Source organism: Aureimonas jatrophae (assembly GCF_900104035.1).
Lineage (GTDB): Bacteria > Pseudomonadota > Alphaproteobacteria > Rhizobiales > Rhizobiaceae > Aureimonas > Aureimonas jatrophae.
The window spans coordinates 424857-443928 of record NZ_FNIT01000002.1 but is presented as its reverse complement, the minus strand read 5'-3'; the positions used below and the strand labels follow the sequence as shown (position 1 = coordinate 443928).

The following is a 19072-nucleotide window of genomic DNA, read 5'->3' as shown; positions in this document are numbered from 1 at the left end:
CTTCGGTCGATGACCCCGTCCCGCCCCTTCGCCGTCCGGCTCTCCGGCCCGACCGGCTGGCGGCTCGCGTCGTTCCTGGTCGCGGGGCTCCTTTGCCTGCCGGTCTGCGCGCTGGCGCTCGTGGCGACCGGTGGAGGCGGCGACCTGTGGCCGCATCTCGTAAGCGCCGTCCTGCCCGGCGTCGCCTTCAAAACCCTTGCGCTCCTGGCCGGTGTGGGCGTCACCGTCGGCGTTTTGGGAACCGGAACCGCCTGGCTCGTCACGGCCTACGACTTTCCCGGTCGCCGCGTCCTGGAATGGGCGTTGCTGCTGCCGCTGGCCGTTCCGACCTATGTCGTCGCCTACAGCTATCTCGACATCCTTCACCCGGTGGGCGACGTGCAGCGCATCGTGCGCGGTCTGCTCGGCTACGGCAGCCCGCGCGAGTTCCGCCTGCCCGACATCCGCTCGCTGCCCGGTGCGGTGCTCCTGCTCGGCCTCGTGCTCTACCCCTACGTCTACCTCACGACGCGCGCGTTGTTCCTGACCCAGGCGGCCAGCCTCGTCGAGGCGTCGCGCACGCTCGGCCTGTCGCGCGGGCAGGTCTTCGGGCGTGTCGCCGTGCCGCTCGCGCGCCCAGCGATCGCGGTCGGCATGAGCCTGGCCCTGATGGAGACGCTGAACGACATCGGCGCCTCGCAGTTTCTGGGCGTCCAGACGCTGACGGTCTCCGTCTACTCCACCTGGGTGAACCGCAACGATCTGGCGGGTGCCGCTCAGCTCTCGCTCGCGATGCTGGCCGTGGTGATGCTTCTGGTATGGGCGGAGCGCCACGCGAGACGGCGGCAGCGCTTCGCCGCGGCGGCGCAGAAGCCGCGAGCGATGCAACCGGTGCGGCTCGTGGGCGCGTCGGCCGCGGGTGCGGCACTGGCCTGCGCGCTGCCGGTGCTGCTCGGCTTCGCGGCGCCGGCCGCCTATCTCCTGTCGGAAGCGGTCAAGCGCGTCCGCTTTGCGGGCGTGTCCCCCCGCATTCTGGCGGAGGTCGGGAACACGGTCGCGGTTTCGCTCGCGGCGACGCTCGCGATCGTCGGCTGCGGCCTGCTGTTCGGCTATGTGGGACGCAGTTATCCCGGGCGCCGGTCGGCTCTGGCGGCGCGTCTCGCCAGCCTGGGCTATGCCGTGCCCGGCACCATTCTGGCGATCGGCCTTCTCGTGCCGGTCGGTGCCTTCGACCGTCTGGCCGCCCGCATGGTCGAGCAGGCGACGGGGGTCTCGCCGGGCCTCGTTCTGCTCGGATCGGGAGCGGCGCTTGTTCTGGCCTACACGGTCCGCTTCGCGGCCATCGCGGTCGGCGGCATCGAGGCGGGTCTCGGACGAGTCTCGCCGTCGCTGGATGGGGCGGCACGCGTTTTGGGCCACGGTTCGGCCGCCGCCTTCCGCCGGATCCACCTGCCGCTGACCCGCACGGCGATCGCATCCGCAGGGCTGCTCGTCTTCGTCGACTGCATGAAGGAGCTGCCCGCCACGCTGCTTCTGCGTCCCCTGAACTTCGAGACGCTGGCGACCCATCTGTATGGCGAGGCGGCCCGTGGAACCTACGAGGAAGCGGCCGTCGCCGCGCTCGTGATCGTCGGGGTCGGCATGCTGCCGGTCGCCGTCCTCGCCCGGCTCGGGTCCGCACGCGCCGCACCGAAACCGACGGTTCCTTAGCGGCGACCCATAATTTTATCGCACCATATGATCTTATCGCCAAGTTTATCCCGGATAATGCCAGGGTCGACCAACTTGGAGTGGATCAGCATGAGCCTTCGCGAGATCGCGGCGGAATACGAGGCCGGACGCATCAGCGCCGAGGAAGCGCTGGAACTGGCGGGATGCGTCTCGCTGGTGGCGATGTACCAGCTTCTGGACGAGGAATCCGCTCACACAAACCAAAGCGAGCAACCGCTGGCCCGATCGGCCTGAGGGTCGATGCCTGGTGTGGGAACGGGATCTGGCGGGTGGTGGAACTAGCTGGCGGCCGCGAGCGGGCGCTGCGGCTGCTCCATATGGAGAAACGATCCGTCGAACTGGCCGAACCGGACCAGCCCGTCCCAGTCGAGGACGACGACGCGTCCCTTCTCCATCCGGATGAGGTTCTGGGCCCGCAGGGCCTGCGCCGCCTTGTTGATGCTGACGACGGTCAGACCGAGCACCTCGCCGATCAGTTCCTGCGACATCGGGAAGTCGAACCCGCCGTCGATCACGAGGTCCACTGCCGCATGCCGCAACTGCATCTCGCACAGGAAATGGGCGAGCCGGGCCTCGGCCCCCAGCTGGGCGTTGCGGAAGATCGCGGCACGGAAGAGAGCGGCGTCGATCAGGCTTTCGCGCCAGAGCGCGGCGGCCAGGTGAGCCGAGGCATCGCACAGTCGGCGCAGGTCGTCGTGGGTGACAAAGGCGATGCGCGCGGCGCTGACGGTCTCGATGTCGTGATCCATGCTCCGGATATGGAGGCTCTGCAGGTCCGGCATGTCGCCGGGAATATGCACCGACAGGATCTGACGCTGACCGTCGGCTCCGTATTGCGAGCGAACGACGATGCCGCGGACGATCAGGCAGGAGTGCGTGGGCCGGTCGCCCTCGCGGATGAACGCATGGCGGGCCGCCATCTCCTCGGTTCGCCACGGCACGCCCGTGAGGAGTTCGTGTTCGCTGCGGCCGAACGGCAGATGGGCCGACAAACGAAGCGCCAGCAGGCCTTGAGCATTGTCGTTCACAGGTTTCATGGGATGGTCCTGAGATCGCTGCCGGCCGCCGGGTTGCTTAGCCAACTCCCATTATCGGGCAACGAGCCGTTCTGTCGAGACGCCTGCCTCGAAAGGCGCATACGGCCGCAGGGGAACGGCCTTGGCAGTTGCGCGATGCGGGAACGGCCGGTCAGTCGACCGCCTCCGGCCCAATCCCGACGATCTCGGCCTCGGCGCCGTTGATCTTGAAGCGGTCGCCCTCCTCCTTGCCGATCAACTGGCGGGCGAGCGGCGAAAGATAGGAGACGAGACCGCGTGCGGGATCCGCCTCGTCGATGCCGACGATGCGATACCGCTGGATCGGACCGCCCGCTCGCCGCAGCGCGACGTCGTGGCCGAACTGAACGGTCTCGCCCTCCGGGTCGGGCGTGGCGACCTGCGCGGTGGAGCGGCGCGCACGCCAGTAGCGCAGATCGCGGTTGAGCATGGCCATCGCGATCTTGTCGCCCGCGGCACGGGCCTCCTCCAGCGCGGCCTCGTGGGTCGACAGCGCCTCCTCGATCAGGGCCAGTCCCCGTGCCGTCACGAAGTTGGGATCCGTCCCGAGGTCGCGCTCGGGCAGCGCCTCGACCTGGTCCTCGTTCGGTTCCTTCACGAAGGCTACGCTCATGGTGCCCTCCTCGCGGCACGCGGGTTCCGGGTCTTCGCCCGATGGTTCGTCATATAGGAAGCCGGACCTCGATGACCCGTTCGTCCGTCGCGGTCACGAATGCCGGAGAATCAACCAGGCCGTGCCGAGCGCGGCGCCGATCCATACCGCGACGATCGCCACGAGGCCGGCCCGGCTGCGCGGCCGCCCGTCGCGTCGCAGCGCTTCGGCTCGGAACTCGGCCATCAGCGGTTCGGGAATCAGTCGGATCGCGATGAGAATGCCGAACGGAACGATCAGGAGGTCGTCGAGAAGCCCGAGAATGGGGATAACATCCGGGATGAGATCGATCGGCGACAGCGCGTAGGCGGCGACCGAGCCGGCGACGAGTTTGGCGATCCAGGGCGTGCGGGCATCGCGCGCCGCCAACCACAAGGCGACGACGTCGCGCTTGACCTGGTGCGCCCAGAGGCGCGCTCGTGCGATCCGCTCGTTCATGTGCGCCCCCGTGGCTCGGGATCACGGCGCAGACCTTGCGGGCGTTCGCCCGGTCGGCCCGGCACCTCGTCTGCCCCGGCTACTCCTCCTCGGGGTCGCGAACCTTGGTCTCGGCACTGATGCTGAGACGCTGGTAGACGCCGAGGCCCACGATCAGCAGGCAGCCCGACACCAGGAGCATGGTTGGATAGACCATGAGGCGCGGGTCTTCCTTGCCGGCCTCGAACACGGTGACCAGCGCTTCCAGAAGCACGGCGATGATGATCGTGGAGATGAACTTCGTGAGGCTGCGACGCGCCTCGCCGGCGTTTCGCATCTCGCGTCCCCGGATCGCCTCCTCTTCGAGGAGATACTTGCCGACGTCGAACACGGCGATCGCGATCACGGTGTAGCCGACCGCCTCGAGCGCCGTCGCGCCGATGTTGCGCTCGGCGGTGCGGAAGCTGTCCCAGACGCCCGAGCCGGCATAGACGATCAGGGCACAGGCCAGGATCATCAGGACCGCGCTCGCCAGCCCGAAGGCGATCCGTGTGACGACGTCGAATGCTCGCATGCTGTTTCCCTCGCGCCCGCGCTAAGATTGCTCACCCACCGCCATACGCAAGAGGCCGCAGGACCCACGGCGGTCCTGCGGCCTCTCCTGCTCCGCGCCCTCGACGCATGGACTCCGGCGCGCGGATAGGAAGGGTTGGCTGGATGCCGCTAGCGCGCCACGCTGCGCTCGGCCTGATGCCGCTCGCAGGCCGCCCGCCGGTCGGCTTCGATCTCGTGCGAGGCCCGCGCCCAGAACTCGAACTCGCGGCCATAGGGTCGCCCGGCTTCCTCCCACAGGAAGTAGGCGCGCTCCCGGACGATCGGCGTCAGATCGCCGTCGCTCGGCTCATGCATGTGTTCTCCTCCGCAGATCGACGGTCAGGCCGATCCGCACGGCTGCCCGTCTCGATCCCGGTCCGGTCCCGACCCACGCGTCAGGCCGGAACGAAGACATAATAACCGGTCTCGCGCAGGACCTCGCGGAAGGTCGAGCGCTCGGCCGCGGGCAGAAGGTTGGCGATATCGGCGACCTTGCCGTCGAAGACCCATCCCGAGCCGTGCAGAAAGGACGGCAGGACACCGCCGTCCGGCACCGCACAGACCGAGACGATCTCGCCGCTCCGGCGAAACAGGTTCAGGATGTCGGCGCCGAACCGAACCACGTGACCCGCGCCGGCCGCCGCTAGCGCTTCACGGCGTCGCGCACCGCGTCCTTGGCCTCGCCGGCCTTGCCCTGAATCTTGCCGGCGGTCTTCTCGGCCGTGCCCTCGGCCTCCACGCGGTCGTTGCCGGTCACCTTGCCGAGCGCCTCCTTGACGGAGCCGACGACCTGCTTCTTGGCGCCTTCGATGCGGTCCTTGTCCATGCTGATCTCCCAAGCCTCAAAGGGGTTGTCCGGTCGGCTGGCCTCTGCGCGGCCCGCCCTCGCCTGCTGAAACATGTGGTGCGGGCCGGTGGCTTCCGAAGAGGCGGGTGCATCAGAACACCTGACGTGCACGCTTCTTTTTTGCGAAAAGTATCTCCGAGGTCACATTCCCTCTCGCCCTTACTTTCGGCGAGCCGGCCCACGTCGCTCGGGCTCGGTGCCCACGATGCCGCGTTCGCGCGCCCAGACGATCGCCTCGCTCCGTCGGTGGACGCCGATCTTGGCGTAGATGCGCTGGACGTGATTGCGCACCGTGTTGCGCGACAGGAAGAGCTTCTCGGAGATCTCGAAGTCGTCGAGCCCTTGCGACACGAGGCCGAGAACCTGCCGCTCCTTGGCGGTGAGGTCGACGAGACTGGAGCGGCTCTGCCCCGCCGGCTGAGGCGATCGCATGTTGGCGAGCTTTTCCATGACGCTGCGGCTCAGCCAGGACGTGTCGGCCAGGGCCTCCTCGATCGCCTTGACGAGTTCGAGTTCCGAGGTCTTGCGGACCGTGATGTCCTGGAACACGTCGAGCACGCAGACCTCGCCCCCGATCCGGACGGTCTCGGCCGATACGAGGCAGTCGATGATCGCGCCCTCCTTCGTCTTGAGCTTGGCCTCGTAGCCGCGGAAGCTGCCGGTCTCGACGAGCTCGCGCTCCTGGCGCCGCCTCGTGGCGGCCGTGTCCCAGAGTTCGATCTCGGCGGTCGAGCGTCCGACGACCTCCTCGATCGTCCAGCCCGTTTCCTTCAGGAAGGCTTCGTTGACGTCGAGAATGCGAAAGCCGTCGAGCGTCGAGATCTTCATGGGGACCGGCGCCAGGCGGAAGGTCTTGGCGAACTTCTCCTCGCTGTTGCGCAGGGCGATCTCGGCTTTCCGCCGCGGCTCGAGATCGGCGAAGGTGAACAGCATGCAGCGCTCGTCCCCCATCTCGATCGGCTGGCCGGCCGTGATCACGAGCTTGGTCTCGGCGCCCGGCAGTGCCAGGGAGGCTTCCATCTGCGGCACGGTCTCCCAAGCCGCGAGGCGCTCCTTGCCGATCTCGCGCTTGTCGGCTCCCGCCATCACGTCGAGCTCATAGACGGAGCGGCCGACCACGCCCTCGCGCGCGTAGCCCGTCATGTCGAGGAAGCCCTGGTTCACGCGGATGAAGCGCAGGTCCGAGATGCGGCAGATGAGGGCGGGCGCGGGGTTGGCGTTGAAGGCGCTCTCGAAGCGCTCGATCGCCTGCATCTCGTCGGTCGCGTCGGTGACGATCAGGACGAGGCAGTCGGGCGCCCCGTCCGCATCGGTGAGTACGAGCGAGCGCACGCGGTGCACCCATTCCGGCTCCGCGACGCCCGCGCGCGCGACCTCCACCACGACGTCGGCGAACATCTCGCCGGCCACCACGCGATCGGACGGGTAGGCGCCCTCGTCGAGCACGTGATGGTTGCGGTAGCGCAACTGGTACCGCCGGCGGTACTCGTCGACATCCCGCCCGAGGTCGGCGATCTCGCGCGCCCCGTGCATGGTGAGCGCCGCCCGGTTCGCCCAGGCGATCGTCTGGTCCGGATCGATCAGGATCACGCCCTCGGTCAGGCCGGCGATGATCTGTTGAAGCTGCTGGCGCTCGACCTTCTGTCCGGCGAGTCTGTCAGCCATTGCTTGCACTCCGTTCAGGGGTGAGCGTCACGGTTCGGGCAGGCTCTCCAAGTCGCCTCCGGTCCCGGCCAGCCGAGCACCGGACGCGAGTTCGCCGGCCTTCGCCGGGAGTTCGATCGCCCGGACGCCGTTGGCGCGGCGCCCGTCTCCGGTCACCATCACGCCGTGGCGCAGGAACGTCGCCTCCAGACTCTGCCGGTCGTCCTCCCCGATCGGCCGATCGCGCTCGAACTCGAAGATACGCGAGATCGGCACGCCGGACCGCGTGGAAAGGTATCGTGCGGTCCAGGCAAGGAAACCCCGGGCCGCCCGGCAGGTCCGGCCGTCGATCAAGACGGGTCCGCCGCCGCAGCGGAGAAAGGGTCGTAGGTGCCCCGGCCGTGTTCGGTCCAGACGGTCTGATGGTCGAAGCCGTCCATCCAATGGGTCCAGTCCTCGCTGTTGAGATCGTGCGGGTTGTCGGTGCGCGGCCGGCCCTCGCGTGCGGCCTGGGCGCCCGCACGGATCACCGGAGCGCAGGCGGGCATGGGTGCGTGATCGGTTGGAATCGTCGTCGTCATGAAAGGCCGCGCTCCTGATGAGGGTTGGGGACGGGTCCACGTTGCGTCTGCCCGATCGCAGCCAGCGCATCCCGCTCGCGATCGCCCGGCCAACGGTCCGACAGACAGCGTCCACACGGGCGCACGGCCGATCGATCGCGCACCAAATAGGCGCCCGGAAAGCGTCTGGTTAGACGCATCAGCACCAGTTCGGTTGGTGCAGAATGCTCTTTGCGGCCTCGCTTCGCGACGTCGCCGAAGCCTTGTCCCTGGAACGAACCAGGGGTCCGGTGCGGTGCCAACTCGGCATTTCCAGCGGTGGACGCGGCCCGCCTTTCCCATATGTCGCGTTTCAACCGCCCGACCGGGGCGGACGAGAACACGGGAATGATCCGATGAAAGCCATGGTAGTGCGCGCGCCCGGCGGCCTCGAGCGCATCGAGCGCGAAGACAGGCCCGACCCCGGCCAACCCGGACGCGGCGCGATCCGCGTCGCGCTGCATGGTGGTTCCATCAACTACCACGACCTGTCGGTCGCCAAGGGCCTGATGAAGGCGGACGACCGGCGCGTGCTCCTTGCCGACGGCGCGGGACTGGTGGAAGCCGTCGGCGAAGGCGTCACGGAGTTTCGGACCGGCGACATGGTGGTGTCGTGCTTCTTTCCGGACTGGCAGGCAGGTCCAGCCCGCGTCGGCGACTTCGCCCGCACGCCGGGCGACGGCATCGACGGCTTCGCGCAGGAAACCGTGGTTCTGCCCGCCACCGCCTTCACCCATGCGCCGAGGGGTTACGACGCGGTGGAGGCGGCCGCGATCACCACGGCCGGCCTCACCGCCTGGCGCGCGCTGGTGAGCGACGGCGCGCTCAAGGCTGGCGATACGGTTCTCCTACTAGGCACCGGCGGCGTATCGATCTGGGCGCTGCAGATCGCCCGCCTGTTCGGGGCGCGCGTCGCGATCACGTCATCGTCCGACGCGAAGCTGGAGCGGGCGAAGGCGATGGGCGCCGAGTTCACGCTGAACTACAAGGCCGAGCCAGAATGGGGCCGGCGCATCCGCGACTGGACGGGTGGGGCGGGCGTCGATCACGTGGTCGAGGTCGGCGGGCCAGGAACGCTTGCCCAGTCCATCGAGGCCGTGCGGATCGGCGGCCATATCTCGCTGATCGGCGTTCTCACCGGCTTCTCGGGCGAGATCCCGACCGGCGCCTTCATGACCAAGCAGGCCCGGCTTCAAGGCCTGATCGTCGGCAGCCGCCAGCAGCAGCAGGACTTCGTCAGAGCATTGGAGGCCAACGACGTTCGCCCGGTGATCGACCGCCGCTTCGCGCTCGACGATCTCGCCGACGCCTTCCGCTACGAGGAGGGCGCCGGGCATTTCGGCAAGATCGGCGTGGAGTGGTGATCCGCTCCACGCCCTGAGGCGGGTCTCAGGCGAGGCGCGCCTTCGCCCCCTCGGCCAGCGTGCCGAGGATCATGGCGCATGACGTCGCGCCGGCATCCAGAACACCGCGCGAGCGCTCGCCGAGCCGGCTCGCGCGGCCGACCTTGGCGACGAGGTCGACCGTGGAGTCGCGGCCCCGCTCGGCCGCCGCCACCAGCGCGTCGAGCGCGTCGGCGAAGGACCGGCCTTCGCCGGTCGCAGCATCGAAGGCGTCCACCGCCGGCACGAACGTGTCGAGCAGCGTCTTGTCGCCGACCTGGGCGGAGCCGATCGACTGCACGCCCTCCAGCCCCTTGTGCAGCATGGCCGAGAACAGGGCGGCATCGATCGCGTCCTGGCCCTCGATGGCTTCGGCGAACTCGGTGAAGGTCATGCCGTAGAGCGGCCCCATGGACCCGCCGATCTCGCCCATCAGGACGTCGCCGAGCTGCGCCATGGCCTGCGACAGCGTCGCGTCCTGACCGGCGAGGCGCTCGGCCGCCATGCCGAAGCCCTTGGCCATGTTCACGCCATGATCGCCGTCGCCGATCTTGCCGTCGATCTCCGAGAGATAGGCCCGGTTCTCGACGATCCGCGCGGCCATCGCCTCGACGATCGCGCCGCCCCCGGCATTGGGAAAGCTCTGCATCGGTCCCGTCTCCCTCAACCCGCGAAGCCGGGCGCGCGCGCCTCGGCGTCCAGAAGCCGCTTCAGCTCGTCGTCGAGCGCCACGACGGTGAGCGTCGCGCCGACCATCTCGAGCGAGGTGAAGTAGTTGCCGACATAGGTGCGGTGAATCGTGAGGCCGCGCGCGCGGATCTCCTCCTCGATCGTGTCGTTCAGGATGTAGAGTTCGTTCAGCGGCGTCGCGCCGAGGCCGGAGACGAGCACGGCCACCTCGGTTCCCGAGGCCAGGTCGTGGTCGTCGAGCACGATGCGCGCCATGTCGCGGGCGACCTCGGCCGCCGTCTTCAGCGGCTCCACGCGGATGCCGGGCTCGCCGTGGTGGCCGATGCCGACCTCCATCGTGCCGGGTTCGATCTGGAAGTTCGGATGACCGACGGCCGGCAGCGTGCAGGGGCCGAGACCCACCCCGATCGAGCGGCAGCTGTCGATCGCCTTCTGGGCGGTGGCGCGCACCTCCTCGAGGTTCGCCCCTTCCGCCGCCTTGGCGCCGCCGATCTTCCACATGAAGATTTCGCCCGCGACGCCCCGGCGCTTCTCGCGCTCGGCTGCGGGCGCCGAGCAGACGTCGTCGTTGGCGACTACGACCGCGACCTCGATCCCGTCCTTGGCTGCGAGCTTCTGCGCCATCTTCACGTTCATGTTGTCGCCGGCGTAGTTGCCGTAGAGGCAGACGACGCCCGCCCCGCCGCTCGCCTCCTTGATGGCGTCGTGGAAGCTTTTCGCGGTCGGCGAGGAGAAGAGCTCACCCACCGCCACCGCGTCCACCAGCCCGCGGCCGGTGTAGCCGATGAAGGCCGGCTCGTGGCCCGAGCCGCCGCCCGTCACGACGCCGACGCGTCCCGCCTTCGGCGCAGCCGTCGAGACCACGACGCGCCGGTTCCGCTCCGACAGGCGCACGAGGTCGGAATGGGCCTTCACGAAGCCGCGGACGGTGTCGTCGACCACCTGATCGGGGTCGTTGATGAAGCGCTGCATGGGACTGGGGTCCGTTCAGAAAAGGGGCTTTGGGGGGATCAGAGGATCGTGTAGCCGCCGTCGACCACGAGGTCGGCGCCGTTGATCATGGCGGCGGCGTCGGAGGCGAGGAACAGGGCCGCGGCCGCGATCTCGTTGGGGAAGGCGAAGCGGCCGGTCGGGATGCGCTTCTTGGCCGCCTCGCCCTTCTCGCCCGCCCAGGCGGCCTTGCCGAGTTCGGTGAGGACGACGGTCGGCGAGATCGTGTTGGCGGTGATGCCGTGGCGACCCCATTCGGCGGCGAGCGTCTTGGTGAGGCCGATCACGCCGAACTTCGAGGCGCAGTAGGCGACGTGCTCCTCGATCGCGACCGTGCCGGCCTGCGAGGCGAGATTGACGATGCGCCCGCCTCGACCAGCCGCGATCATGCGGCGGCCGGCGGCCTGGCTCACGAGGAAGGTGCCCTTGAGGTTGATCGCGATGGTGCGGTCCCACTGGTCGAGCGTCAGCGCCTCGGCGGGGGCCAGCGCCACGATGCCCGCGCTGTTCACCACGATGTCGAGCTGCCCGAAGGCATCCGCCGCCGCGCCGACCGCCTCCTCGACGGAAGCGGGGTCGGCGACGTCGCAGCGAAAGGCGCGCGCGTCATGCAAGGTCGCGGCGGTCGCCTCGGCGGCCTGGAGATTGTTGTCGAGCAGCGCGACGCGCGCGCCCTTGGCACTCAGCGCCTGCGCGATGGCCTGGCCGATCCCCGAGCCGCCGCCGGTCACGAGGGCGACCTTGGCTGCCAGCGAGAAGTCGAGATCGATGGAAGGGGCGGCGTCGCTCAACGGGAGGCTCCGGGCAAGAATGGGAACGGCTAAGGGGTGCGGCAGCCGGGTCGCCCGGCCGCCGCAAGGTCATGCTACTGGCGCGACTTCAGGAGTTCGTCGGCGTTGGCGGTCGTGACCGGGGTCCAGGGCACGAGGTAGGTCTTGGCCTTGCCGTCTTCCCAGCCCATCGAGGGGTACTGCTTCCAGATCGCCGACTGGGGCTGGTAGTCGGGCTTCACAGCCTTGATCGCGATGTCGAGCGCGCCTTGCGCCTGTGCGTTCGCGTCCTGCAGGATCGAGGCCATCTCGCCCGCCTTCACGGCGTTGATCGCATCCGTCACGCCGTCGACACCCGCGATCGCGAAGTCCGAGACGTTGAGGCCGGCGGCCTTGATCGCCTCGATCGCGCCCAGCGCCATCTCGTCGTTCTGGCCGATCACGCCGTTGATCTGGCCGGGATGCGAGGTCAGCCAGTTCTCCATCAGGGTCTGGGCCTCGGCGCGCGACCAGTTGCCGGTCTGCTGCTCCAGGACCTTGACGTCCGGGCAGGCGGCCAGCGCCTTCTGGTTGCCCTCGAGGCGCTGGATCTGACCGCTCTGGCCGATCGGACCCTCGATGATCACGACGTTGCCCTTGCAGCCCATCTTGTCGAGCACGGCCTTGGCCTCGAGCTCGCCCGCCTCGACGTCGTTGGAGCCGACATAGGAGGTGAGGACGTCGGAGTTGACGCGGGCGTTCGAGCCAACCACCGGGATGCCGGCGTCGACCGCCGCCTGCACGGGCGCCGCGCCCGCCTCGATGTCCATCGGCACGAAGATGATCGCGTTATACTTCTGCGTGATCATCGTGTTGAACTGCTCCTGCTGGACCAGCGCGTCGTAGCGGCCGTCGAACACGGTCACCTCGACCTCGCCGCTCTGCACGGCGGGGTGCTTCTGGAGCGCGGCGGTCCAGATCTGCATGAACTCGGCGTTGAGGCCGTAGACGGTCGCGCCGATCTTCAGCTTCTCCTGCGCGAGAACCGGCGCCGACAGCGCGGTCGCGAGCCCGAGGGCGAGCAGCAAGGTCTTCATGTGAGGTATCCTCCCTGTGGAACCGTCGGGGCGGCCCGGAATGGCGCACGCCCCCCCCTTCGGCCCGGCGGCGGCCGGGCGAAACTCTCCGATGCGTCAGGCCGCGTGGCTGCGCTTCTGGTCCAGCATCACCGCGCCCACGATCAGGGCTCCCTTCAGGATCTGCTGGTAGTAGGACTGGATGCCCATGAGATCGAGGCCGTTGTTCATGACGCCGATGATGAGGGCCCCGATCAGCGTGCCGGTGACGCGCCCGACGCCGCCCGACAGCGAGGTGCCCCCGATCACGACCGCCGCGATCGCGTCGAGCTCGTAGGCGACGCCCGCCTGCGGCAGGGCCGAGCCGGTGCGCGCCGACAGGATCATGCCGGCCAGGCCCGAGAGCGCCCCCGAGATCACGTAGACCAGGAAGCGGATGCGGGCGACGTTGATGCCGGACGTCTTGGCGGCGTGCGGGTTGCCGCCCACCGCGTAGATGTAGCGGCCGAAGCGGGTGGACGAGAGCAGCCACCAGGAGGCGGCGAAGACCACCGCCAGGATCACGACGGGCATGGGCACGCCGAGGATGTTGCCGGTGCCGATCCAGCGGAAGTCGGGGACGAGGCCCGGCACGGGCCGTCCGCCGCCGTAGATCAGGGTCATGCCGCGCGCCGCCGACAGCATGCCGAGCGTCGCCACGAAGGCGGGGACGTTGAAGCGCGAGACGATCGCGCCGACGATCGCGCCGCTGACGACGCCGACGCCGATGCCGATGGCCAGCGCCAGCACCACGGGATAGGGCCCGCCCGCCACGCTCGCGTTCGCCGTGGTGGTAACGAAGCTCGCGCTGACGATGCCCGCCAGCGCCACCACCGAGCCGACCGACAGGTCGATGCCGCGCGTCAGGATGACGAAGGTCATGCCGATGGCGAGGATGCCGTTGATCGACGTCTGCAGGAGGACGTTGGAGATGTTGCCGGCGGTCAGGAAGTAGGGGCTGGCGACCGACAGGACTCCGACCAGGATCAGGAAGGCGATGAAGATGCCGTATTCCTGGATCAGGAGGCGACGGCGCTCGGCGCCCAGCGCCGGGTCGGCGGCTTTCGCGTTGATGTCGGTCACGTGGCGGTTCCCTATTCCGGCGGGCGCGGCGCGTCGTTTGAGGTTCAGGTCGAGAGGTGGACGAGCGACTGCGCGCTCGCCTCGCCACGCGCGAGGATGCCGGCCGAGCGCCCTCCGCGCATCACCATGACGCGGTCCGACAGGCCGAGAACCTCGTCGATCTCCGAGGAGATCATGGCCACGGTTCCGCCTTCGGCGGCGAACTCGCAGATGATGCGGTAGATCTCGCGCTTGGCCCCGACATCGACGCCGCGCGTCGGCTCGTCGAGGAGGAGGACGCGAGGCTTGCGCAGGAACCACTTGCCGAGCACGACCTTCTGCTGGTTTCCGCCCGACAGGCCCGACACCGGCATCGTGTCGCGCGCCGCCTTGATGCGGAAGCGCTCGATCATGGTCCGGCTCGCCTCGGCCTCCTCGCGCCCGCGCATGGCGAAGGCGGGGCTCATCTCGGGCAGGCTTGCCAGCGCGATGTTGCCGCGCACCGTGTCGTGGAGGTTCAGCCCGCTGTTCTTGCGGTCCTCGGTGACGAAGGCGAGACCTTCCGCCATCGCGTCCGCCGGGCGGCGCACGGTGACCGGCGCGCCGTCCAGTGCGATGCGCCCCTGCGCCTTCGGGTCGAGGCCGAACAGCGCGTCGAAGATCTCGGTGCGCCCCGAACCCATCAGGCCGTAGATGCCGAAGATCTCGCCCTTGCGCACGGAAAACGAGATGTCGTCGATGCGGCCCGGGCTGCTGAGGCCGTCCACCGAGAGCCCGACGGTCTCGCTCGGCGTGTTGGTCTTGATGTACTCTTCGCCGAGCTCGCGCCCGACGATCATGCGAATGAGGCCGGGACGGTCGGTCTCGGTGAGCTTGCCGCTCGCGACATAGGCGCCATCGCGGAACACGGTGTAGCTGTCGGCGATCTGGAAGATCTCGGACAGGCGGTGCGAGACGTAGACGATCCCGCGCCCCTGCCCCTTCAGCCGCTCGATCGCGGCGAAGAGGTGCTGCGCCTCGCGCTCGCCGATGGCCGAGGTCGGCTCATCCATGAAGATGACCTCGGCGTCGTGGCTCAGCGCCTTGGCGATCTCGACGAGCTGCATCTGGGCGACCGACAGCGTCGCCATGGCTTGGCGCGGGTCGATCGCAAAGCCCAGCTCGTCGAGCAACGCCTGGGCCCGCCGGTTCATGGCCCGGAAGTCGATGCCGCCGAAACGGCGCGAGGGCTCGCGGCCGAGGAAGATGTTCTCGGCGACGCTCATGTGCGGAACCGGGCTCAGCTCCTGCTCGATGATCGCGATGCCGGCCTTCAGGGCATCGGCGGGACTGGAGAAATCGACCGGCTGGCCGTTGCGCCAGATCGTGCCGCCGTCGCGCTTCTGTATGCCCATGACGATCGTGAGGAAGGTGGACTTGCCCGCGCCGTTGCCGCCGCACAGGGCGTGCACCGAGCCGGCCTCCAGCTCGAAGCGGCCGTCGCGCAGCGCGGCGACGCCGCCGAAGGACTTGCGCAGCCCTTCCACCTTCAGAAGCGGGGTTGTCATGGCATGTCCTCCCGGAGCCCGAACCGTGAGCCCCCGCCGACTGATTCCCTCCCGGATGCCGACTTCGACAATATTCGATTGACGTCGGAATATGTCAATCGGCTAATCTGCAGCTTGAACAGATGGTCGGCGGGTGGTCCGCTTGCCGAATCGCCAGGCCGCTCCGACACTCGCGCGATGACCCGACTGACCGCCGATCTGCTCGTCGACATTCTGCGCACCGTCGCGCTGCGCCTCGACGAGGCACGCGACGCGCTCGGCGAACTCGATGGGGCGATCGGCGACGCCGATCACGGACGCACCATGTCCGAGGGCTTCGCGGCGGTTGCCCGCGACACGCAGGCCGCGGCCTCGCGCGGCGTCGCGGCGGCGGAGCTGCTGGCGATCGCCGCCCGCTCGTTTCTGGATGCGGTCGGGGCGACGGCCGGCCCGCTCTATGCCGGCGGGCTGGCGGAAGCGGGACGACGCCTGGCAGGTCGGGATGAACTCGACGACCGGGCGCTGATCGATCTGCTGGCTGGCCTGGCGGATGGCATCGCGCGGCGCGGCGGCGCAGCGCCCGGCGACAAGACCATGATGGACGCGTTCGGCCCGGCGGTGCGGGCGGCGAGCGCCGCGCTCAACGAGGGATCGGGCGTTCAGGACGCGCTGGCGGCCGCCTCGCTGGCCGCGGCGGACGGGCGCGAAGCGACGCGGGCCATGACGGCCTCGAAGGGCCGCGCGGCGCGTCTGGGCACGCGAAGCCTCGGGCACGTGGATCCGGGCGCGGCCTCCGCGGCCATCCTGGTCGAGGCGATGCGCGAGGCGCACGCGGCGATCGTCCGCCGGAGCGGGACGCGCTGATGGCCCGCCCCTCCGGACGCCCTGCGGGCGAGCAACCGGTGATCCCGCTGCGCTTCGGCGACGACGCGCTGCTGTGGGCCTCGTGGCTCTACCACGAAGAGAACATGACGCAGGGCGACATCGCCGCCGAGATGGGCATCTCGCGCGCGTCCGTGAACAGCTACCTGGCGGAAGCGCGTGCGCGCGGCCTCGTGACGGTCGAGATCGAGCCGCGCCAGTTCCGCGCGCTGACGCTGGCCGGGGCGCTGCGCGAGCGCTTCGGGCTGGAGGACTGCCTCGTCGTGCCGACCACGGGCGGCGAGCGCTCGCTGATCGCGCGCCTCGGCGCGGCCGGCGCTCAGACCCTCGCACGCCTCGTGCGCTCGGGCGACACGACCGCCGTGACCTGGGGGCGCACCGTCCTGGCGCTAGCCGAAGCGCTGCGCCTGCCGGGCCTGACCGACCTGCGCGTCGTGCAGGCGACCGGTGGCACCACCGCCAAGATCCCGTGGACGCCGGAGGCCTGCGCCTCGCGCCTGGCCGAGGCGATGGGGGCGCGCTGCATTCCGTTGTCGGCCCCGGCCATCGTGTCGAGCGCGGCCATGCGCGACATGCTGCTCGCCGAAACCGTGCTCGCCGAGCAGATGACCGTTCTGGCGGAGGCCAACCGCATCGTCTTCGGCATCTCCTCGCTGCGTCCCGAGAGCACGATCCATACGAGCGGCTTCTTCGAGGGCATCGAGCATCATCACTACGAGGAGCGGGCGATCGGCTCGATCGCGGGACGCTTCATCTCGGCCTCGGGCGACGTGGTGGGGGGTCCGCTCGACGGACGCACGATCGGCCTCGACCTCGCGGCGCTGCGCGCCATTCCCCAGCGCGTGGCCGTGGTGGGCGGGTCCGACAAGGTGCCGGCGGTGCTCGGCGCCCTGCGTGGCGGTTACGCCAGCGTTCTCGTGACCGACGCGGTGACGGGTTGGGGCGTCCTGGCCGCCGACGGCTGGACCGAGCCGCCGCGGCGCGAGGCGCTGGCCGCCGCGCCGCGTGCCCTGCCCCTTCGCACTCAGACCAAGAAGCTCCTGAACGATCCCCGTCAGGCGGTGGACGAGGCGCTCGAAGGCGCCTTCGCCGCCCACCGCGACCTGATCGCCCCGGTCCCGCGAGCGCCCCGCGCCGTGCGAGCCGTTCACGGACCGCGCCCCGGGAAGGTCGGAGTCCTGATCGGCGGCGGTGCGGGCCACGAGCCGGCCTTCTGGGGCTATGTCGGCGCGGGCCTGGCTGATGCGGCGGCGGTGGGCAACGTCTTCGCCGCCCCGCCGCCGGCCCCGATCCTGGCCGCGATGCGCGCCATCGACGGAGGCGCCGGCGTTCTGTGCGTCTACGGCAACTTCTCCGGCGACGTGATGAACTTCGACATGGCCGCCGAGGAGGCGGCCGAGGCCGGCATCGCGGTTCGCTCCGTGGTGACCACCGACGACGTCGCCTCGGCGCCCGCCGACGCGATCGGCTCGCGGCGCGGGGTCGCGGGCAACGTCTTCGTGTTCAAGGTGGCGGGCGCCGCGGCCGACCGGATGATGTCGCTCGCCGAATGCGAGGCCGTGACGCGGCGCGCGGCCGCCCGCACCGTTTCGATGGGCGTCGCGCTGGAGCGGGGCTCCATGCCCGAGACGCGGCGACCGAGCTTCGCGCTGGGCCCCGGTGACATGGAGATCGGCGTCGGCGTCCACGGCGAGCCCGGCGTCTCGCGCGAGGCGTTGGCCAGCGCCGACGCGGTCGCCGACCTTCTGGTGGACCGCCTCTTCGACGAGATGCGCCTCCGTGAGCGCGACCGGGTCGCGGTTCTCGTGAACTCGCTCGGCGGAACCCCGGCCATGGAGCTCTACGTCGTTCACCGCCGCGTCGCGCAACGCCTTCGGGCGCGCCGCGTCGAGGTCGTCTCCTCGCTTGTCGGCCCCTACTATACCTCGCTCGACATGGCCGGCGTCTCGTTGTCGTTGATTCACCTCGACGACGAGCTCGCCGACCTTCTGGCCCATCCGTGCCGGAGCGCGGCCTTGAGCGTGCCGTGAGGCGGCGCGAAAAACATGACACCCGCAATCTTGTTTGCCGCGACCGGTCACGCTAGGGAGCCGTTCGCCCGCCCACCCTCCGTTTGAGGTTCGCCCCTTGGCTTTCCCGTCGACGTTTCTGGCCGCCTCGAGCCTCGCGCTCGTCCTTCTCGCGGCGGTCCGGCCTGCCTCGGCGGAAGCGACACGCTACCCCCTGACGATCGAGAACTGCGGCATCGAGGTCACCTTCCAGAAGGCGCCGGAGCGAGCGGTCGGCCTCGGCCAGAACAGCGCCGAGATCCTGCTTCTTCTGGGCCTGGCGGACCGTATGGTGGGTACGGCCTTCTGGCCGAGCCAGGTCCTGCCCGAGCTCGCCGAGGCCAATGCGAAGGTCAAGCTCCTGACCGTCGAGTTCCCGACCTTCGAGTCGATCCTGGCGGAAAACCCGGACTTCGTGGCCGCCGCCCTGCCCACGCTGCTCGGCCCCGACAGCAAGGTCGCCAAGCGCGAGGACTTCGAGCGCGTGGGCGTGCCGACCTACCTGTCGCCCAGCACGTGTCTGGCCAAGCGGGAGGGCACCGACGCCTACGGCGCACGCGAACGGCTCTGGAACACGAGCGACCTCTACGCGGAGATCGACGAACTGGCGCGGATCTTCGACGTCCAGGATCGCGGACGCGCGTTGATCGCGGACTTCAAGTCGCGCGAGGACGCCCTGCGGGCCGCCTCGCCGGCCGGCGGCGAGAAGAAGCTCTCCTACCTGTTCTGGTTCTCCAGCCCCTCCCCGTCCGCCGATGCCTATCTCGGCGGCAAGAACGGCGCCTCGGGCTTCATCGCCGATATCCTGGGCGGCACCAATGCGATCCAGACCGAGGCGGAATGGCCGGCGCTCGGCTGGGAAAGCATCATCGCCGCCGCGCCCGACGTGATCGTCGTGGCGAGCCTCGATCGCAACCGCTGGGCGCTCGACAAGCCGGCCGCCAAGATCGAGTTCCTCAACACCGATCCCGCGACCAGCCAGATGCCGGCGGTGCGCAACAAGGCGATCGTGGTGATGGACGGGCAGGCCATGAACCCGACCGTGCGCACGATCTACGGCGCCGAGCAGGTGGCCGAGCAGTTGAAGGCGCTCGGTCTGCGCCAGTGAGC

22 protein-coding genes are annotated in these 19072 nt (G+C 69.5%); 6 read left to right on the top strand and 16 right to left on the bottom strand.

All coding sequences use genetic code 11. The features are described from left to right. Nucleotides 1–9: 9 nt before the first annotated feature. Nucleotides 10–1689 carry an ABC transporter permease gene (locus BLQ76_RS06490; protein ID WP_090670657.1) on the top strand — a complete coding sequence of 560 codons (1680 nt, stop codon included), beginning with the start codon at nt 10–12 and terminating at the stop codon, nt 1687–1689. Nucleotides 1690–1779: 90 nt separating this feature from the next. Next, entirely contained in the window at nt 1780–1944 is a 165-nt protein-coding gene (locus BLQ76_RS22020) for a hypothetical protein (protein ID WP_170842496.1), read from the top strand. 44 nt (nt 1945–1988) lie between these two features. Here the strand turns inward: BLQ76_RS22020 and BLQ76_RS06485 are convergent, their stop codons facing one another. The 10 genes from BLQ76_RS06485 to BLQ76_RS06440 form a co-directional block, all read right to left on the bottom strand. Continuing rightward, the gene (locus BLQ76_RS06485) at nt 1989–2747 is read right to left on the bottom strand and encodes a Crp/Fnr family transcriptional regulator (RefSeq protein ID WP_090670654.1); all 759 of its coding nucleotides are present in this window, start codon (nt 2745–2747) and stop codon (nt 1989–1991) included. A gap of 151 nt (nt 2748–2898) precedes the next feature. After that, on the bottom strand, nt 2899–3378 hold the full coding sequence (locus tag BLQ76_RS06480; protein ID WP_090670652.1) for a GreA/GreB family elongation factor: 480 nt from the start codon (nt 3376–3378) through the stop codon (nt 2899–2901). A 93-nt stretch (nt 3379–3471) separates the two neighbouring features. Continuing rightward, entirely contained in the window at nt 3472–3855 is a 384-nt protein-coding gene (locus tag BLQ76_RS06475; protein ID WP_090670650.1) for a YkvA family protein, read from the bottom strand. Nucleotides 3856–3934: 79 nt separating this feature from the next. After that, entirely contained in the window at nt 3935–4408 is a 474-nt protein-coding gene (locus BLQ76_RS06470) for a GNAT family acetyltransferase (protein WP_090670647.1), read from the bottom strand. Between the two features lie 149 nt (nt 4409–4557). Further along, nucleotides 4558–4743, bottom strand: a complete 186-nt coding sequence (locus tag BLQ76_RS06465) for a DUF2934 domain-containing protein (protein ID WP_090670644.1) — start codon at nt 4741–4743, stop codon at nt 4558–4560. 80 nt (nt 4744–4823) lie between these two features. Next, complete coding sequence (locus BLQ76_RS06460; RefSeq protein WP_090670641.1) at nt 4824–5051, bottom strand: hypothetical protein; 228 nt, start codon at nt 5049–5051, stop codon at nt 4824–4826. Nucleotides 5052–5071: 20 nt separating this feature from the next. After that, nucleotides 5072–5254, bottom strand: a complete 183-nt coding sequence (locus BLQ76_RS06455) for a CsbD family protein (protein WP_090671378.1) — start codon at nt 5252–5254, stop codon at nt 5072–5074. Between the two features lie 180 nt (nt 5255–5434). Beyond that, nucleotides 5435–6940, bottom strand: a complete 1506-nt coding sequence (locus BLQ76_RS06450; RefSeq protein ID WP_090670638.1) for a helix-turn-helix transcriptional regulator — start codon at nt 6938–6940, stop codon at nt 5435–5437. A gap of 27 nt (nt 6941–6967) precedes the next feature. Beyond that, entirely contained in the window at nt 6968–7273 is a 306-nt protein-coding gene (locus tag BLQ76_RS06445) for a hypothetical protein (RefSeq protein WP_139183946.1), read from the bottom strand. Further along, nucleotides 7270–7500: a hypothetical protein gene (locus tag BLQ76_RS06440; RefSeq protein ID WP_090670632.1), complete on the bottom strand. Its 231-nt coding sequence runs from the start codon at nt 7498–7500 to the stop codon at nt 7270–7272. Before BLQ76_RS06440 ends, BLQ76_RS06445 begins: the two co-directional genes overlap by 4 nt. Nucleotides 7501–7874: 374 nt before the next feature. On the opposite strand from BLQ76_RS06440, the gene BLQ76_RS06435 reads away from it, so the two are divergent. Further along, nucleotides 7875–8882 (top strand): zinc-dependent alcohol dehydrogenase family protein, encoded by a 1008-nt coding sequence (locus BLQ76_RS06435; RefSeq protein WP_090670629.1) that lies wholly within the window; start codon nt 7875–7877, stop codon nt 8880–8882. A gap of 25 nt (nt 8883–8907) precedes the next feature. Here the strand turns inward: BLQ76_RS06435 and dhaL (BLQ76_RS06430) are convergent, their stop codons facing one another. The 6 genes from dhaL (BLQ76_RS06430) to BLQ76_RS06405 form a co-directional block, all read right to left on the bottom strand. Next, on the bottom strand, nt 8908–9549 hold the full coding sequence (gene dhaL / locus BLQ76_RS06430; protein WP_090670626.1) for a dihydroxyacetone kinase subunit DhaL: 642 nt from the start codon (nt 9547–9549) through the stop codon (nt 8908–8910). A gap of 14 nt (nt 9550–9563) precedes the next feature. Next, nucleotides 9564–10562, bottom strand: a complete 999-nt coding sequence (locus BLQ76_RS06425) for a dihydroxyacetone kinase subunit DhaK (RefSeq protein WP_090670623.1) — start codon at nt 10560–10562, stop codon at nt 9564–9566. Between the two features lie 38 nt (nt 10563–10600). Continuing rightward, complete coding sequence (locus tag BLQ76_RS06420; RefSeq protein WP_090670620.1) at nt 10601–11371, bottom strand: GolD/DthD family dehydrogenase; 771 nt, start codon at nt 11369–11371, stop codon at nt 10601–10603. 74 nt (nt 11372–11445) lie between these two features. Then, complete coding sequence (locus BLQ76_RS06415) at nt 11446–12426, bottom strand: substrate-binding domain-containing protein (RefSeq protein WP_090670618.1); 981 nt, start codon at nt 12424–12426, stop codon at nt 11446–11448. A gap of 96 nt (nt 12427–12522) precedes the next feature. Next, nucleotides 12523–13527: an ABC transporter permease gene (locus tag BLQ76_RS06410; RefSeq protein WP_090670614.1), complete on the bottom strand. Its 1005-nt coding sequence runs from the start codon at nt 13525–13527 to the stop codon at nt 12523–12525. Between the two features lie 44 nt (nt 13528–13571). Then, the gene (locus BLQ76_RS06405) at nt 13572–15053 is read right to left on the bottom strand and encodes a sugar ABC transporter ATP-binding protein (RefSeq protein WP_090670613.1); all 1482 of its coding nucleotides are present in this window, start codon (nt 15051–15053) and stop codon (nt 13572–13574) included. Nucleotides 15054–15230: 177 nt separating this feature from the next. Here BLQ76_RS06405 and dhaL (BLQ76_RS06400) point away from each other — a divergent pair, with 177 nt between their 5' ends. The 3 genes from dhaL (BLQ76_RS06400) to BLQ76_RS06390 all read left to right on the top strand — a co-directional run bounded on the left by dhaL (BLQ76_RS06400) (nt 15231) and on the right by BLQ76_RS06390 (nt 19070). After that, nucleotides 15231–15896 carry a dihydroxyacetone kinase subunit DhaL gene (gene dhaL / locus BLQ76_RS06400; RefSeq protein ID WP_090670610.1) on the top strand — a complete coding sequence of 222 codons (666 nt, stop codon included), beginning with the start codon at nt 15231–15233 and terminating at the stop codon, nt 15894–15896. After that, on the top strand, nt 15896–17944 hold the full coding sequence (locus BLQ76_RS06395; protein ID WP_090670607.1) for a bifunctional sugar-binding transcriptional regulator/dihydroxyacetone kinase subunit DhaK: 2049 nt from the start codon (nt 15896–15898) through the stop codon (nt 17942–17944). The genes dhaL (BLQ76_RS06400) and BLQ76_RS06395 overlap by 1 nt, the downstream gene beginning before the upstream one ends. 97 nt (nt 17945–18041) lie before the next feature. Continuing rightward, a complete protein-coding gene (locus tag BLQ76_RS06390) occupies nt 18042–19070 on the top strand; it encodes an ABC transporter substrate-binding protein (protein ID WP_090670604.1) in 1029 nt (342 codons plus the stop codon). Nucleotides 19071–19072 lie beyond the last annotated feature (2 nt).